This window comes from Chitinolyticbacter albus (assembly GCF_024437655.1).
Lineage (GTDB): Bacteria > Pseudomonadota > Gammaproteobacteria > Burkholderiales > Chitinibacteraceae > Chitinolyticbacter > Chitinolyticbacter albus.
Window position 1 is genome coordinate 22,049 of sequence record NZ_JANBVF010000003.1, and the last position, 15,694, is coordinate 37,742.

A 15,694-nucleotide genomic window follows, 5' to 3' on the forward strand; every position below is an offset into this window, starting at 1 on the left:
CCCTTACTGCGTGGTGATTTCGGCCAGTGGGACGTCCTTCAGCAAGGCGGCAAGCTCGACCGCCGAACGTACCCGCAACTTGGTGTAGATGCGGGCGCGGTGCACTTCAACCGTCTTGATGCTGATGTCGAGTACATCGGCGATCTGCTTGTTGAGCTTGCCAGCCAGCAGTTCGCGCAGCACCTCGCGCTCGCGCGGCGTGAGTTCGGACAGTCGCACATTCAGATTCTGCCGGGCCTCCCAGTCGCTGCGATTGGCCGCGTCGTCCGTCAGCGCGGCCTCGACCTTGGCTACCAGCGTACGGTGATCACACGGCTTTTCCAGGAAGTCGGCGGCGCCCTCCTTTACCGCGGCGACCGCCATCGGCACGTCGCCATGGCCGGTCAGGAAGATCACCGGTGGCAGATAGGGCTGCGCCTTGAGTCGATCGAACAGCTCCAATCCGCTGATGCCGGTCATGCGCACGTCGATCACCAGGCAGCCGTAGGCCGGAGGATGTGCTCGCGCCAGGAAGTCCTCGGCGCTATCGAAGGCTTCGGCATTCCAGTCACGCGTTTCGAACAGCAACGTCAGCGCATCACGCACTGCGACATCGTCATCGATGATGGCTATCGCTCTCATGTTTCCTCACTGGTGGTCAGTTCGCTTGCCACGGGCAAACGGCAGATGAAGCGTGTGCCGCCCCCAGGATTGGGTTCGACCCGCAAATGGCCTCGGTGCTGCTCCAGCACCGAACGGCAGATATTGAGCCCCACACCCAGCCCTTCGGGCTTGGTGCTGAAAAAAGGCTGGAACGGCTGGCTGGCCTGCGGCATGCCAGGCCCGGTATCGGCAATGCTCACTTCGAGCGCATCGCCCAGCAACTCGGCGCTAACGTGGATCTCGCGCGGGTGGCCTGCCGGCATCGTCGCGATCGCTTCCAGCCCGTTCTTCAAGAGGTTGAACAGCACCTGCTCCAGCATCACGGCGTCGCCCGGAAAGGCCGGCAGATGGGTGGGCAGGGCCACGGAAATCGCGGCGCGGGTCTGTCGCGTCAGCGGCTCCAACAGCTGCAGCGGCACCGCCAGCACCGCGTCGAGCCGGCAAGGCTCGGTACGCGGCGCACGCTTGGCGACGAAATCACGGATGCCGCGAATGATCTGGCCGGCGCGGCGCGCCTGCTCGCTCATCTTGACCATGACTTCGCGTGCCCGCTCGACGCGCGGCTTTTCCAGCGACAGCAACTCCTCCCCGGCCGCCGCATAGCTGCCGATGGCCGCCAGCGGCTGGTTGAGTTCGTGCGCGAGGCTGGACGCCAGCTCGCCCATGCTGACCAGGCGCGCGGTGTGCTGCAGCTTCTCGCTCTGCAAGCGCGCCATCTCGGCCTCGCCGTGCTGGTCGGTGATGTCGGCGGCGATATCGAGCCAGACCCGACGTCCGTCCACCCAGTCTATGCTGCGCCGCTGCACGTGGTACCAGCGTCCGGTGCATGCGTCGAGGCAATCCGCGCCCAGCGAGCCATTGGGCAGCAGCGGCGCCAGGCAGTAATCTCCTTCGTCGAAGAACACGAAAGTGTCGGCGTGGTGGCGATTGCGATACAGCCCGCGCCCGGTGCTGACATCGGTGACCGACACCGCCGCCTCCAGGCCTTCAAGCACCGTGAGCAGCTGCGTGCGCGACGCAGCCAGCGCCTCGCGCTCGCGCTTGATCTCGGTGACGTCGTAAAGCGAAGCCATCCAGCCGCGTGATTCGCCGCGGCCATCGACCAGGCGACTGGAATACAGGCGCACGTCAAAGCGCTCGCCGTTGCGCCGCATGAAGCGCAACTGAAAACCGTTGGCGGGCGCCTGCCCTTCCAGTATGCCGCGATACGCCGCTGCGCACTCCTCCAGGGCCTCCGGCGCCCAGTACGGCATCGGCGGCAGATGGCCGATCAGCTCCTCGGCCTGCCAGCCCACCATGCGGCAAAAGCCCGGATTCACGTAAATGATGCGACCATTCTTGTTCATCGCGCGCAGGCCGGTTACCAGCGAATCCTCCATCGCCGCACGAAAGCGCATTTCGTCCTGCAGCGCCGCTTCGGCCTGCTGACGCTCGTACATGCGCTGACGCAGCAGGATGAGCATCCACCACAGCAGGGCCAGCAACAGCACCACCGACGCCAGCAGCCAGACATGGCGCATCGAGGCCGGGGCTTCGCGGATGCCCGCGGTCAGCTTCAGTCCGTGGCCAGGCGGCTCGAAGCCGACTTCCTGCGTGGTCGCGCCCGGCTTGAGCTCCACGCCGGTCGGCGCGATGATGCCGCCGCGCGCATCGATCAGCTGCAGGTCGTACCGTTGCACCATCCACCATGGAATGCGCTGCTGCAACATTTGCGACAGCGAGTACGTTGCCAGCACCGCGCCGCTGTACACGGTGCCGCTGAAATAGGGCACCACCAGCACAACCATGGGCTCGTTGCGCACGATCACATTGGAATACACCGCATGACCGAGCGCAGCGGCGCCATCGATCGCCTCCTGCAGCCGGTCATCTTCGAGCGGAATAAGGCTGCTCGGCCGGCCACTGTAAACCGGCAATCCGCCGACACGCACGCCGCGGTGATCGAGGTACTCGATGGCCAGCAGCTCCGGATTCACCTTGATCAGCGCATCGGCTCGGGCGCTGAAATCACGCATGTTGATCGCATCGGCCGCCAGCCCGTACGCGAGATTTTCCAGCACGTTCTGGTTGGTCTGCAGATGCAACCGTATCCCCTGCTGCTGCCATAGCAGATCCTGCGCCAGCGTCGATTCCTGCGTGCGATGCGTCTGGCGGTGATCCATCCAGGCGTAGCCGAGCAGGACCAGCATCACGAGACCGATCGCGGCATGGGCCAGCAGCCAGGGCAGGCGGCCGTGCCAGTGCAGGGGGGAAGAAGAACCAGACATGCGGCTAGGATAGCTGCACGGCGGCCGCTGTTGCCATGCGGACTAACCCATGCCCGGCACGGAAACGACAACGCCGCCCGCAGGCGGCGTTGCGCGGTGCGCGACCGGTCAGTCGCGTTCGCCACCGAAGATCGACAACAGGTTCAGCAGGCTGGTGAACAGGTTGTAGATATCGAGGTAGAGCGCCAGCGTGGCGGTCACGTAGTTGGTCTCGCCACCATTCACGATCTGGCTCACGTCATACAGGATGTAGGCCGAGAACAGCAGTACGCACACGGCCGAGATCGTCAGCGACAGCGCCGGGATCGCGAGAAAGATGTTGGCGATGGCTGCCAGCACCACCACCACAAGGCCGATGAACAGGAACTTGCCCATGAAGGAGAAATCCTTCTTGGTCACCGTGGCAATGGTCGCCAGCGTGAAGAAGATCGCGCCGGTGCCCACCGCGGCCATGCCGATCAGCTGCGCGCCGTTCGAGAACGCCAGCACGCGCTGCAGCATCTGCGACAGCCACAGGCCCATGAAACCGGTCCAGGCAAGCAGGATGACCACGCCCATCGGGCTGTTCTTGGTGCGCTCGATCGCGTAGAACGCACCGAAGCTCACGCCCAGGAACAGCAGCAGACCCCACATCATGCTCATCTGGAACTGCAGCGCGATACCGGCCATGGCACCGATCGCAGTCGGGATCATCGTCAGCGATAGCAGGTAGTAGGTGTTGCGCAGAACCCGATTACGCTCGACAGCGAGCGAAGCGCCACCCCACTGGTTGGCGGTGTTGAGTTGCATGATCGTTGTCTCCGAGAGGAAAGCGCAGCAAATGCTGCTCACGGCATAAGATGGCGTGAAACCATGAAAAGTTCAAGTCAGTGTTGATGCTGTCATGGCGACGATGTCCTCGGGCGGCTCGCCATGCAGCGCTCGCGCCCGCCAGTGCGGGAGGCCGTCGCGCTCGACCAGCTTGGCGCGTATGCCCTCGCGAAAGTCGCCGATGCGCAAGGCATGATAAGCGATACGCGTTTCCAGCGCCCAGATCGCGTCATAGTCGAGCCCGCGTGCGGCATCCTCCATCAGGCGGATCAGCCAGGCCGAGGTGGGCGAGCCCGCGTAAAAGCGCCCAGCGGCCTCACCAAAATCTGGCGTATCGAGCACGCCACGCAGCCGGTCGGCGATCTCGGGCAATGTACCCGCGCACAGTGCCTCGATCCGCTCGGCCAGCGGCGCCCAACGCCGCGCGGGCATGGCGCACGGCTGTGCGGCCGCCCATGCGCCCAGTGCTTCGCGCAGCAAGATGGCATCCAGATCCGGGTTCGCCTGCCATGGCAAGGCCTGCAGCCAGGGTTTCAGCTGTGGCCGCAACGCATCGGGCAAGGCCACCTGCGCGGCGCCGGACCATACCGCGTCGGCCGCGTTGAGTTCGCTCGCCGTCAGCGCCAGCCAGCGCCCCAGGTTCGCCGGCAGTTCGTGCAGCCAGCGGCTGGCACCTACGTCCGGAAACAGGCCGATGCTGATTTCCGGCATTGCCAACCGCGTCGATTCGGTCACGATGCGGTGATGCGCACCGGCGAACAGCCCCCAGCCGCCCCCCATCACGATGCCCTGGCCCCACGCCAGCACCGGCTTGGGGTAGGCCCGCAGGTCGCGGCACAGGCCGTATTCCTCGGCGAAGAAGGCGTCGCCCTCGGCCATGGCGCCGGGCGCTGTCATCGCGTGATACAGCGCCTTCAAATCGCCCCCGGCACAAAAGCCGCGCGGCCCGACGCCGACCAGCAATACCGCGACCACGGCGTCATTCTCCCGCCATAGCCGCAACGCCGCATTCATGGCGCGCACCATGGCCAGCGTCTGCGCGTTGAGCCGCGCCGCGCTGTCGAGCTTGAGCACGCCCAGCTGAAGGCCGTTGTCGGTGGGAAGCAGGTCGCAATGGATCATGGGGAATCGAAGTGATGGAAACGACAACGGCAGCCTAACGCTGCCGTCGCGACGCGCACATCGGGGATGTTCCGCAGCAGGCCGTTTGAATGATCGACGCGACGCGCCGATCACGTACTGCACGTACTGGCGGTGCACCCAATGCCAGGAGTGGCGCTTTAGCCCGTGCCGCCTACGGTCAAGCCGCCATCGATGCGCATCGTCGGCTGTCCCACGCCCACCGGCACGCTCTGGCCTTCCTTGCCACAGGTCCCCACGCCCGGGTCGAGCGCCAAATCGTTGCCGATCATGGTCACCCGCGTCAGCACGTCCGGACCGTTGCCAATCAGCGTCGCGCCCTTCACCGGGTATTGCAGCTTGCCGTCCTCGACCCACCACGCCTCGGCGGCGGAGAACACGAACTTGCCGCTGGTGATGTCGACCTGGCCGCCACCGAAGTTCACGGCATAGAGACCCTTTTTCACCGAGGCGATGATCTCCTGCGGGTCACGCTCGCCCGCCAACATGATGGTGTTGGTCATACGCGGCATCGGCAGGTGGGCGTAGCTTTCGCGCCGGCCGTTGCCGGTGAGCGGCATGTTCATCAGCCGGGCGTTCAGCGCGTCCTGGATATAGCCCTTGAGGATGCCGTCCTCGATCAGCACGGTGCGCTGCGTCGGGTTGCCCTCATCATCGATATTGAGCGAGCCACGGCGATCGGCAATGGTGCCGTCGTCGATCACGGTCACGCCGGGCGCAGCGACGCGCTGGCCGATCTTGCCCGAGAACGCGCTCGATCCCTTGCGATTGAAATCGCCCTCCAGGCCATGGCCGATCGCCTCGTGCAGCAGGATGCCGGGCCAGCCATTGCCCAGCACCACCGTCATTTCGCCGGCCGGCGCCGGCCGCGCCGACAGGTTGAGCACCGCTTGGTCGACCGCTTGCTTTGCATAACGCTCGACGATCTCGTCATCAAAATAGCCGTAGTCGAACCGGCCACCGCCACCGGCGCTGCCCTGCTCGCGCAGACCGTTTTCCTCGACGATCACCTGCAGCGACAATCGCACCAGCGGACGCACGTCGGCGGCCCGGTGGCCATCGTGACGGGCGACGAACACCACCTCGTACTCGGACGCGAGGCTCGCCATCACCTGCACCACGCGGGTATCGAGCGCGCGCGCGGCGCGCTCCAGTTTTTCCAGGAGCGCCACCTTGGCCGCCTCGTTCAGGCTGGCTAGCGGATCGATGGGCCGATACAGCGCGTGGCCGTTGCCGGGCCTGGCGATCACCGCGGTGCCGTTGCCACCCTGGCGGCCGATGGCGCGCGTGGCGCGCGCGGCCTCCAGCAAGGGGTTGAGCCGGATGTCGTCCGAGTAGGCGAACGCCGTTTTTTCGCCAGATACCGCGCGCACGCCCACACCCTGGTCGATGCTGAAGCTGCCGGACTTGACGATGCCCTCATCGAGGCTCCAGGCCTCGGAGCGGCTGTACTGGAAGTAGAGATCGGCGTAGTCGAGATCGTGCCGCGCCAGCTCGCCGAACACGCGTTCGAGCGCGCCGTCGTTCAAATCGAACGGTGCAAGCAGGGTCTGGTCGGCGATCGCGAGGGCGTTCATTGCATCTCTCAGGGAAAACGGTTGGATAGTCGACAGTGCCAGCGCCACGCGGCCTTGGCAAGCGCGCCAGCCTGGGTCGGGTTTCAGAGCCGCCGATGCTGCAATGCCGGCAGCGTCTTGCGTACGCGCTCCAGCTGGCTGGCCTTGAGTTCGGCCAAGGCCAGGCCTTCACCCTGCGGCAGCACGTCGAGCACCTGGCCCCACGGATCGGCGATCAGGCTATGGCCAAAGGTCTCGCGCCCGGTCGGGTGCACGCCGCCCTGGCCGGAGGCGATCACATAACACTGGTTTTCGATGGCGCGCGCGCGCAGCAGCACTTCCCAGTGCGCGCGACCGGTCGTGGCGGTGAAGGCCGCCGGCAATACCCAGATGTCGAGCTGTTCGCGGCGGAACAGCTCGGGAAAGCGCAGGTCGTAACACACCGCCAGCCCGATGCGGCCAAACGGCGTCTCGAAGGCCACCGGCTCCGCCCCAGGCGTGATCGTATCGGCCTCGGCGTAGCGCTCGCTGCCGTTGTCAAAGCCGAATAGGTGGATCTTGTCGTAGCGCGCAACGCATTGGCCTGCCGGATCGAAGGCAAGGCAGCTGTTGCGTACCCGCGCCGGATCATCGCTGGCCAACGGAATGGTGCCGCCGACCAGCCAGATACCGTGCCGCTTTGCCGCACCGGCAAGGAAATCCTGCAAGGGGCCACCACCGTACGCCTCCTGCACCGCCAGCTTGTCAGTGTCGCGCGCGCCCATGATGGCAAAGTACTCGGGCAACACCACGAGTTGCGCCCCCCGCTCGGCCGCCTGGGCGATCAATCCGGCGGCAGTGGCAAGATTGGTCGCGACTTCGGGCGTCGAGATCATCTGGATGGCAGCGGCGGTGCAGGTCTGCATGGAAGGGCTCCGTTCAGCGCAGCTTGCCGAACTCGGGCATCAGGTTGTCGAGGCTGCGCACGCGCTTCACCTGCGGATCGCGCATGCTGCCGGTAATGTCGTATTCATAGGCAATGAGGTTGCCGATCGGATCTTTCAAGGCCCGCTGGAGCAAAAAGGCGGCGACGCCCGCCAGCGGATTGATCACGCCGGCGGCAATCGCCACCGTATCGCCGACCACCGGCACGATGCGTACTCGCAAGTTCTGCGTGCCGGCGACGATATTGGCCTCCCCCTTGAACAGCACCTGCGCGCCCGGCCCGGCGATGGTCAGATCCTGGGTGCGGGCGATGCCTTGCTCTATGGTGGCCTCGCCATGGATCTGGTCGAACTCGAAACCGTCCGAGAACACATCGCGAAAATCGAGCTTCACCCGCCGCGTCAGCGACTGCAGGCTGAGCACCGACAACAGCCGCGCCGCGCCCGGATCGATCTTGGCAAACTGGCCGGCTCCGACCTCGAGCTTGAGCGAGCCCTGCATCGTGGCAAGGTCGGGCGGGAACGGCGCGCCATCCCACGCCACGTCGCCGGAAAACGAGCCCGGCGCGCGTCGTATCGTATCGGGATAACCCAGCCGGCCCAGCATCTGGCCAAAATCGGTGCTCTTGATCTCGAACTTGCCGGAAACCCGCGAGCGAACCTCGGCGCGACGCCACAAGCCGCTCATGGTCAGCGCGCCGTCGTCGTTCACGAGCGAGACTTCATTGAGGCGCCAGTTGCCCGCCTGCGGCAGGGCATGGATCGCGAGCCGCCCCAGCGAACGCGACTCGTAGCGAAAATCATCGACCGCCAGCTTGAGCGCCGGCCAGCCGCGATCGTCCACCGCCTGTTGGCGCCCCGCCGTGTCCGCAGACCGAACGACAATACGGTCCGCCTCGTCCCGCGACAAGGGCAAATCGAGGCGGCTCAGCTTGAGATCGAGCAATGGCGAGACGCCAGCGATGGCAGAACGCCAGCTGAAACGCCCCTCCGTCTGATCCGAAGCCAGCCGGCCTTGCCAGCCGGCGTTCTGCCGCTGCAGCGCGAAGCGCACGTTGTTCAGCAAGCGACCACCGGCCTTCACCCGATCGAATGCCAGTTGCGCCGATGCCAGGCCCGGCCCGTCCTCGCCACTTACGCCGCCCGCACCTGCCAGCCCCAGCCAGACATCGACATCGAGCTGCGGCCAGCCGCCGGTGAGCGCGATCCCGGCCTCGGTGGCGGGCGGTGCAGGCCCTGCCCCCAGCGCAATCGCGCCGCGCCACGCACCGTCGCTGCGCGCAAACCGCGCTTGCAGCAGCTTGCTGAAGCCGAGCTCGATTTCTGCTCGGCCCGCTCCACTGGACGCCACAAACCGCAGCGGGCGGGGCTCGCCCGCTTGCTTGGCCAAGGGCGGCGGCAAATCGAGCCGCGCGCCGGCGAGCGGACTGTCGAATTCAAAGCGGTAACCCTTGTCTGTAGCGGTGAGCTGACCACGGTAGTCCACCGTGCCGCTCACCCGTTCCGGCTGCGGCAGCTCGTAGCGCTGCCACGCATCGCGCAGTCGCGCCTGCCCGGCCAGTTGCAACACGAAGGCACCGCGCTGCACGCCACCGGAAAAGCGCGCATGCCCCCCCAAGGCCTGCGCCCTGCCATCCTGGATCGCGAGGCCATGCTCGGTAAAAGTGAGTTCGCCGGCAGCTGCAGCCAGTTGCGGGATGGCGCCACCAAAATCGAGCACGTTGTCGTGGAAACGATAGTGGCCCGCCACGCGCGCCGATTTGGCGTCATGCAGTGGAATATCGAGCTTGAGCGTGAGTGCGCCCTGCCCCTGGGCCTTCAGGCCGTCGACATAGCTCTGGGTCACCGCGCGCAAGGGAGAGCTACGCAAGAAACCCAGGAAATGATCAGTGGCCGCGAGGCTCTGCCCCTCGGCGATCAGATGCGACTCATGCGCGCCCAGGTCGGGAATACTGACGCGGGTTTCGGTCAACGGCACCGCGCCGATCACTGCGCTGCTGGCGTGGATGTCCATGCGCCGGCCATGGAAATCGAGCTCGCCCGCGATACGCTCCAGCCTCGGCCAGCCGTCGGCATAGGCCAAGGCGACATCGCGTGCCTTGGCGGTGATGCGAAACAGCCCGCCCACGTCATCCGGGAACGGGAATTGCGCCAGCGGCCCGGCCACGCGGATCTGGCCATCGTAGGCTTCGCCTTGCCGCAGGGCCCCGGCCAGCCAATCCAGCGTGTGTTCGCCCACGGCACGCGGCAGATAGGCGTAGGCACGCGCGGCCTTCAACCGGGCAATGGTGCCGTTCAGATCGAGCGTGCCCGGCCCCTTGCCGTCGTAGTGATAACTGGCACTGGCCCCCAGCGCCACATCGGCGTTGGCCAGCGCCAGTCGCTTCATTTGCACAGCCCAGCCCTTGGGCTGGCGCCGCCAGCCCCCGTCGAGCTCGAATCGCGTCAGGGCCAGGGGCTCGACGAACAGCCCAGGTAAGCTGGCCCGTAGCTTGCGGCTCTTCAGTTGCAGCGAGCCGCCGTTTTCGTCGAACCGTGAGACCAGATCCACACCGGCGAGTTGCTCGACCAGGCGCCCCCAGCCCAAGCTGGCCGCGGACAGCTTCAATTCGCCGTCATAGCGCTTGAAGTCATCCTGCCACTGCAGCTTGGCCTGCTCGAGACGGCCGCTCGCCGACAAGGGCGCCAGGCGCTGCTGCCAAGCCTGCGGCAGCCAGGCGCGATAGGCCAGCATCGGGGCAAGCCGCCATCCCTGCAGCAGCAGCTGTTGCTCACCGGCTCCAGCGCGGTAGTCCAGCACGCAACGCTCGCAAGCAAGGCCACGCTCGGCGACGACGCGCCGTGCGGTCAGCCGTACGCGCTGCTCGCGCGCATCGGCCCGCCAGGACAGCGTGCCGTCAAAGCGCGGCAGCACCAGCCGGCGCTGCGGCTGCACCAGTCGCAGCCCTTGCAGCACGGCAGCCACCTCGGCCGCCACCAGCCTGCCCTTAGCAAAACGCAGCGACATATTGCCATCAAGCCGGCCCGCCGCCTGCTCGAACGGCACAGGCTGTAGCGGCCAGCGCAGCGCCAGTTCGCCCAGGTTCAACTGCTTGAGGCTCAGCAGTGCCTCACCGTGCCAGCCACGCCATAGTGCAAGGCCTTCGCCGCGCCAGTTGGCGGAAAGGCTGATCCGCCCACCGAGATTGGCCGGCGGCGTCAGCGCCAATTGCAAGCGGTGCCGGCCAAACACCTGGCTCAGCGTGAGATGTACATCGCGCAAGCGCTCCTCGTGCCGGTCACGCAGGGCATCTGTCCAGCGCAGCTCGCCACCGCGGACCTCGACTTCGCGCTGGGACAGCAGCCAGTCGAAGAAGCGGTGATCTCCTCCCCCGCGGCCCGACAGGCTGAAACCCGCCACCAGCCAGCCCCCCTGGGCATCACGCGACACGGCCAGCTGCGGCGTGCTAAACGCCAGGCGACGGAAATCCAGCTTGCCGATCAGCAAGGACCACCACGACAAGTCGGCCTCCACCCGCTGCAGGTGCAGCGCCGGCGCGCCGTTCGCGCCGTGGACGATAAGGCCGTCGATACTGAGATGGGGACGAATGCCGCGCCAGCCGCCCGCGAGGCCGGCGATGGTGATACGGCTGCCACTTGCAGCGCTGAACCTCGCCTCTATGGCCGGGCGAAACGCATCGAGGCGCGGCACGACGTAGAACTGCCAGCCCGCCGCCAGCAAGCCGAGCAAGACGACCCCCACCAGCAGCACCCAGCGGACCACCCGCCAGTGCCAGTGCAGCAGACCTCGCAGCTTGCGCAGCAGGGACCACCCGATATCGCGCAGCAGGGGCAGGAAGGCTCTAGCCATGACGGACCGACGCGTGCACCCTCAAGGTGCGCGGCTGTGTTAGGGTTAACCGGCAGGCGAGCCGCGGTGCGACTCGGAACCGCAACATTCTAACCGCTTTCAACATCCGCCCCATGACCGATGCTGTGACCCCCTCCACGCTGGCCCCCGCCCTTGCCCACAGCCGCTATCTGGAACGCCTGTTCCAGCGGGCTCCGGAACTGGCGGTGAGCACCACGACGCAGTGCGATACGCCACTGCTCGCCGACGAGATGCGGGCCTGGCTCGCCGCTCCGGCCGAGGACGAGGCCGGTTTCATGCGCCAGCTGCGCCAATTGCGGCAAACGGTGATGGCGCGATTGATCGCCCGCGAGCTAACGGGACGCAGCGACCTGGCCGAAGCGGTGGCCTGCGTCAGCGATCTGGCCGAAGTCACGGTGGACGCCGCGCTCGCCTGGTGTGTCGCTCATGAGACCCGCTACGGCCAGCCGATAGGCGCCGACACCGGCGCGCCGCAAAGCTTGATCGTGGTCGGCATGGGCAAGCTCGGGGGGCGTGAACTGAATGTGTCGTCCGACATCGACCTGATCTTTGTCTACGACGAGGATGGCGAAACCGACGGCGCGCGCCGCGTCAGCAACCAGGAATACTTCAGCGTGATCGGCAAGCGACTGATCAAACTCTTGGCCGACGTGACCGAGGATGGCTTCGTGTTCCGCGTCGACATGCGCTTGCGCCCGTTCGGCGATTCGGGTGCGCTGGTGTCGAGCTTTGCCGCGCTGGAAAACTACCTGCTCACGCAAGGCCGCGAGTGGGAACGCTACGCCTGGATCAAGGGCCGCGCGCTGACCGGCGACGCCGCCGGCCTCTCCCAGCTGATCACCCCCTTCGTCTATCGCAAGTATCTCGACTATGGCGCCTACGCCTCGATGCGCGAGCTGCACAGCCAGATCCGCCGCGAGGTGGCGCGGCGCGACATGGCCGACAACATCAAGCTGGGCCCCGGTGGTATCCGCGAGATCGAGTTCGTCGCCCAGGTATTCCAGCTGATCCGCGGCGGCCGGGTGAAATCACTGCAGGAGCGCAGCACCCGAGTGACGCTCACTGAGCTCGGCCGGCTCGGCCTGCTGCCGGACGACGCGGTCACCGAACTGCAATCGGCCTATCGCTTCCTGCGCGACCTGGAACATCGTCTGATGTATATCGACGACGCGCAGACGCAGAACCTCCCAGGCAATCCGGACGATCAGCAGCGGATCGCCACCAGCATGGGTCAGCCGGATTGGCCCGCATTCTGCATGGCGCTCGATGCGCACCGCAGCGCCGTCACCCGGCATTTCGAGCAGGTGTTCGTGCTACCGGACGGCCAGGACCAGAATCATCCCCATGCGGCATTGTGGCAGCAGGCCGAGCACAGCGACGGCACCACGCAGGGCTTGACCGGGCTGGGCTACGCCGATGCCGCCGACATCCAGCGGCGGCTGGCCGCGTTTCGCAGCGGCAGCCGTTACCAGCAACTGAATGCGCGCAGCAAGCAGCGGGTCGATGCCATCCTGCCACCACTGATCGAGGTCGCCGCCGGCTACCCCAACCCCGATGCCACGCTGACCCGCATTCTCGACCTGCTGGAAACCATAGGCCGACGTGAATCTTATCTCGCGCTGCTGGCCGAACATCCGCAGACGCTGCAACGGCTCGCCAGCCTTTACAGCGCCAGCCCCTGGGTCTCGCAATACCTGACGCGCCACCCCATCCTGCTCGACGAGCTGCTCGATTCGCGCCTGTTGTATCAATTGCCGGATTGGCCGGCCCTGGGCCAGACGCTGCGCAGCGAGCTCGCCGCGCTCGGCGACGACGTCGAAGCCAAAATGGATGCGCTGCGCCATTTCCAGCACACGCAGGTGTTCCGACTGGTCGCGCAGGACGTTGCGGGGCATCTCACGCTGGAAACGCTGTCCGATCACCTGTCGGACCTGGCTGATCTCATCCTCTCCTGCACCATTGAACATGCGTGGCAGGAACTGGCGCGCAAGCACAGTGAGCAATCGCATTTCGCCGTCATCGGCTACGGCAAGCTCGGTGGCAAGGAGCTGGGCTATGCATCCGATCTCGATCTGGTGTTCGTCTACGACGACCCCCACCCCGATACCGCCGAAACCTACGCCCGGCTCGCCAAGAAGATCGTCAACTGGCTGAATGCCCCCACCTCCGCCGGTACGCTGTACGACATCGACCTGCGCTTGCGACCCAACGGCAGCTCCGGCCTCTTGGTTTCCACGCTGGACGCCTTTGAAGCCTATCAGTGCGAATCGGCCTGGGTGTGGGAGCACCAGGCGCTGACGCGGGCGCGCTTTGTCGCCGGTGACACCCGCATCGGGCAGAGCTTCGACGCGGTACGCGGCGCCATCCTGCGCCGCCCACGCGACCTCGCAGCCTTGCGCGACGAAGTGATCAAGATGCGCAACCGCATGCTGGAAACCCACCCGGCGCGCGTCGCCGACGTAAAGTACTGTCGCGGCGGCATCGTCGATGTCGAATTCATCGTGCAGTACCTGGTGCTGGGCCATGCGCACGAGCATGCTGACCTCACGGCCAACCGCGGCAATATCGCCCTCCTGGCCACCGCCGCCGGGCACGGCCTGATCGATGCCGGGCTCGCCGAACTGGCTCGCAACACCTACCGTGAACTACGCCGCTTGCAACACCGCGGTCGCCTGAGCGGCACCCCGCTGCAACCCGAAGCGCTGGCGCCGCTAGCCGATGGCCTCGCCGCGGTGCGTACGCTGTGGCAACAGCTGTTCGGCGTAACACCCAGCGAGGCCTAACGAGGAGGACACCATGTTCGCAGGACGTTCGTGGGATGACTGGATCAGCGAGTATGCGCAAAGCCATCGCCACCCCTTGAATCGGCTGTGTCACACCTTCGGCATCCCGATGATCGCGCTGTCCATCCCGTTCTTCATCGCTTCGATCTGGGTGGATGGCCTCTGGATCTGGCCCAGCGCGCTGTTTATCGTGGGCTGGATCCTGCAATTCATCGGGCATGCCATCGAAGGCAAACCACCCGAATTCTTCAAGGACTGGCATTTCCTGTTCGTCGGCCTGCGCTGGTGGTGGGCCAAACTGCGCGGCCGGGCCTGAGCCCATGAAGAAGGCGCCCCAGGGCGCCTTTTTCCTTGCACTACATATGAGCAGCCGATCAGCTCGGGAACGAGCAGAAATCGATGCTGGTAACGCCGCCGGGCAGGTATTCGCCCAGCCAGGACATTTCCAGCTTGATGTGATCGACCAGCGAGATCACATGCTGCGGGTCGGTACTGGTGGCGAACCAGAACTCCTTGCGCCAGACCTCGTCCGCCGCGCCGCTCGCCAACTCGCCCGGTGTAAGTTCATCGCGCGAACGACCGCGCTTGGCATACCCCACGGCGGCGAGCAGATCACCTAGCTCGTCGGATGTGCGCGTCACTTCGACCACGAACGCCGCCATACCTGGTGAAAGCTGCTGCAGATTCACGTAAGCATGGGTATCAAGCGCCTGTTTGCGCGCCATTTCGCACAAACAATGCTGGCACGGAAAGGCGGCGCGGATCAGGTAGGCCTCATGTTGCTCGATGGCCGGAACGCTGCTCAATGGGTGCCCGCAGCGATGCGTCATTTTGCTGCTGCCAAGTCTGTCCATCATGCATTCCTTTCCGTCTGTCTGATGAACTGCATTTTACACAGCAAGACAGGAAAAAAAAAGGCACTGCAGGGTGACTTTTTCATTTTATGCAACAGAATATGGCACCTATTTGCAACCGTTTGTCAGATTGACGCTTAAACTGCCGGTTGCGGGTTACGCAAGCGGATAGGCAGTTCACGCAATGTCTTTCATCCACTGCGTTTGGCGCATGGGTCAGCAGACTGTGCGCACGCTGGGTCTTGGGGACGGCGATCACGTCGCGAATCAATTCAGCGCCGGTCATCAAGGTCATCAGACGATCGAGGCCGAACGCGAGGCCACCGTGTGCGGCGGCGCGCCCCTTGCCGCTCACATCAGCAACGCGGTGTATCAACGCGCAGTCCGCGTAGGTACAAAGTGCGAACCGCACAGAGCTCCAGACGGAAGGCAAGCAGTTTTTTGATTTTGGACAGAAGCATCCAAAATGGCGCCGAGCACACTGGCCGCTCTAAGTCTTTGAAAAAGTGGGCAAATCATGATGTTCCGAGAAAAAAAACATCCTTGCCTGTGCTTTGGTTTTGGCCGCGTGTGGTGGTGGTGAAGACAGCACTACATCGACAGCGTCCGAGCCTGCTACGACACCCGTGGTTACCGACGTATCTGCTTCAAGTCCCGTTCCGACACCGGTGGTTACCGACATACCTGCTGCAGACCCTGCCACTTACCATCCTGGTGGTCACGTTGAACTTGATAAGGATGGTGCGAGCCAGCTCTATAGCTGGCCAGGTATGTATTTTGAAGCCAATTTCAGTGGGACCGGCATAGGTGTTGCATCCCGGACGATAATCTTAGCCCTCGTAGTTGGC

At 65.2% G+C, this 15,694-nt stretch carries 10 protein-coding genes and 1 pseudogene; 2 read left to right on the forward strand and 9 right to left on the reverse strand.

The features are described from left to right. Nucleotides 1–3 precede the first annotated feature (3 nt). From NLI84_RS02430 to NLI84_RS02460, 7 genes are all read right to left on the reverse strand, one after another. Nucleotides 4–621 carry a response regulator transcription factor gene (locus NLI84_RS02430; protein ID WP_255987934.1) on the reverse strand — a complete coding sequence of 206 codons (618 nt, stop codon included), beginning with the start codon at nt 619–621 and terminating at the stop codon, nt 4–6. Continuing rightward, nucleotides 618–2,909, reverse strand: coding sequence for a PAS domain-containing sensor histidine kinase (locus tag NLI84_RS02435; protein WP_255987935.1), 2,292 nt, complete (start codon nt 2,907–2,909; stop codon nt 618–620). Before NLI84_RS02435 ends, NLI84_RS02430 begins: the two co-directional genes overlap by 4 nt. Nucleotides 2,910–3,017: 108 nt before the next feature. Beyond that, nucleotides 3,018–3,698, reverse strand: coding sequence for a Bax inhibitor-1/YccA family protein (locus NLI84_RS02440; RefSeq protein WP_255987937.1), 681 nt, complete (start codon nt 3,696–3,698; stop codon nt 3,018–3,020). 72 nt (nt 3,699–3,770) lie between these two features. Next, complete coding sequence (locus NLI84_RS02445) at nt 3,771–4,841, reverse strand: enoyl-CoA hydratase/isomerase family protein (RefSeq protein WP_255987938.1); 1,071 nt, start codon at nt 4,839–4,841, stop codon at nt 3,771–3,773. Between the two features lie 158 nt (nt 4,842–4,999). Further along, nucleotides 5,000–6,436: a metalloprotease TldD gene (gene tldD / locus NLI84_RS02450; protein ID WP_255987939.1), complete on the reverse strand. Its 1,437-nt coding sequence runs from the start codon at nt 6,434–6,436 to the stop codon at nt 5,000–5,002. Nucleotides 6,437–6,519: 83 nt separating this feature from the next. Beyond that, entirely contained in the window at nt 6,520–7,320 is an 801-nt protein-coding gene (locus NLI84_RS02455; RefSeq protein WP_255987940.1) for a carbon-nitrogen hydrolase family protein, read from the reverse strand. Nucleotides 7,321–7,333: 13 nt separating this feature from the next. Further along, nucleotides 7,334–11,188: a YhdP family protein gene (locus NLI84_RS02460; protein ID WP_255987945.1), complete on the reverse strand. Its 3,855-nt coding sequence runs from the start codon at nt 11,186–11,188 to the stop codon at nt 7,334–7,336. Nucleotides 11,189–11,301: 113 nt separating this feature from the next. Between NLI84_RS02460 and glnE the strand changes: the two genes are divergently transcribed. Together glnE and NLI84_RS02470 are read left to right on the forward strand one after the other, a co-directional pair. After that, nucleotides 11,302–13,992 (forward strand): bifunctional [glutamate--ammonia ligase]-adenylyl-L-tyrosine phosphorylase/[glutamate--ammonia-ligase] adenylyltransferase, encoded by a 2,691-nt coding sequence (gene glnE, locus NLI84_RS02465; protein ID WP_255987946.1) that lies wholly within the window; start codon nt 11,302–11,304, stop codon nt 13,990–13,992. Between the two features lie 13 nt (nt 13,993–14,005). Then, nucleotides 14,006–14,308, forward strand: coding sequence for an Mpo1-like protein (locus tag NLI84_RS02470; RefSeq protein WP_255987949.1), 303 nt, complete (start codon nt 14,006–14,008; stop codon nt 14,306–14,308). Between the two features lie 58 nt (nt 14,309–14,366). Here NLI84_RS02470 and NLI84_RS02475 read toward each other — a convergent pair whose 3' ends face one another. Both NLI84_RS02475 and NLI84_RS02480 read right to left on the reverse strand, forming a co-directional pair. Next, the gene (locus NLI84_RS02475) at nt 14,367–14,849 is read right to left on the reverse strand and encodes a hypothetical protein (RefSeq protein ID WP_255987950.1); all 483 of its coding nucleotides are present in this window, start codon (nt 14,847–14,849) and stop codon (nt 14,367–14,369) included. 134 nt (nt 14,850–14,983) lie between these two features. After that, nucleotides 14,984–15,183: pseudogene (locus tag NLI84_RS02480) on the reverse strand (amino acid--tRNA ligase-related protein); the annotation flags it as partial. Between the last annotated feature and the right edge of the window lie 511 nt (nt 15,184–15,694).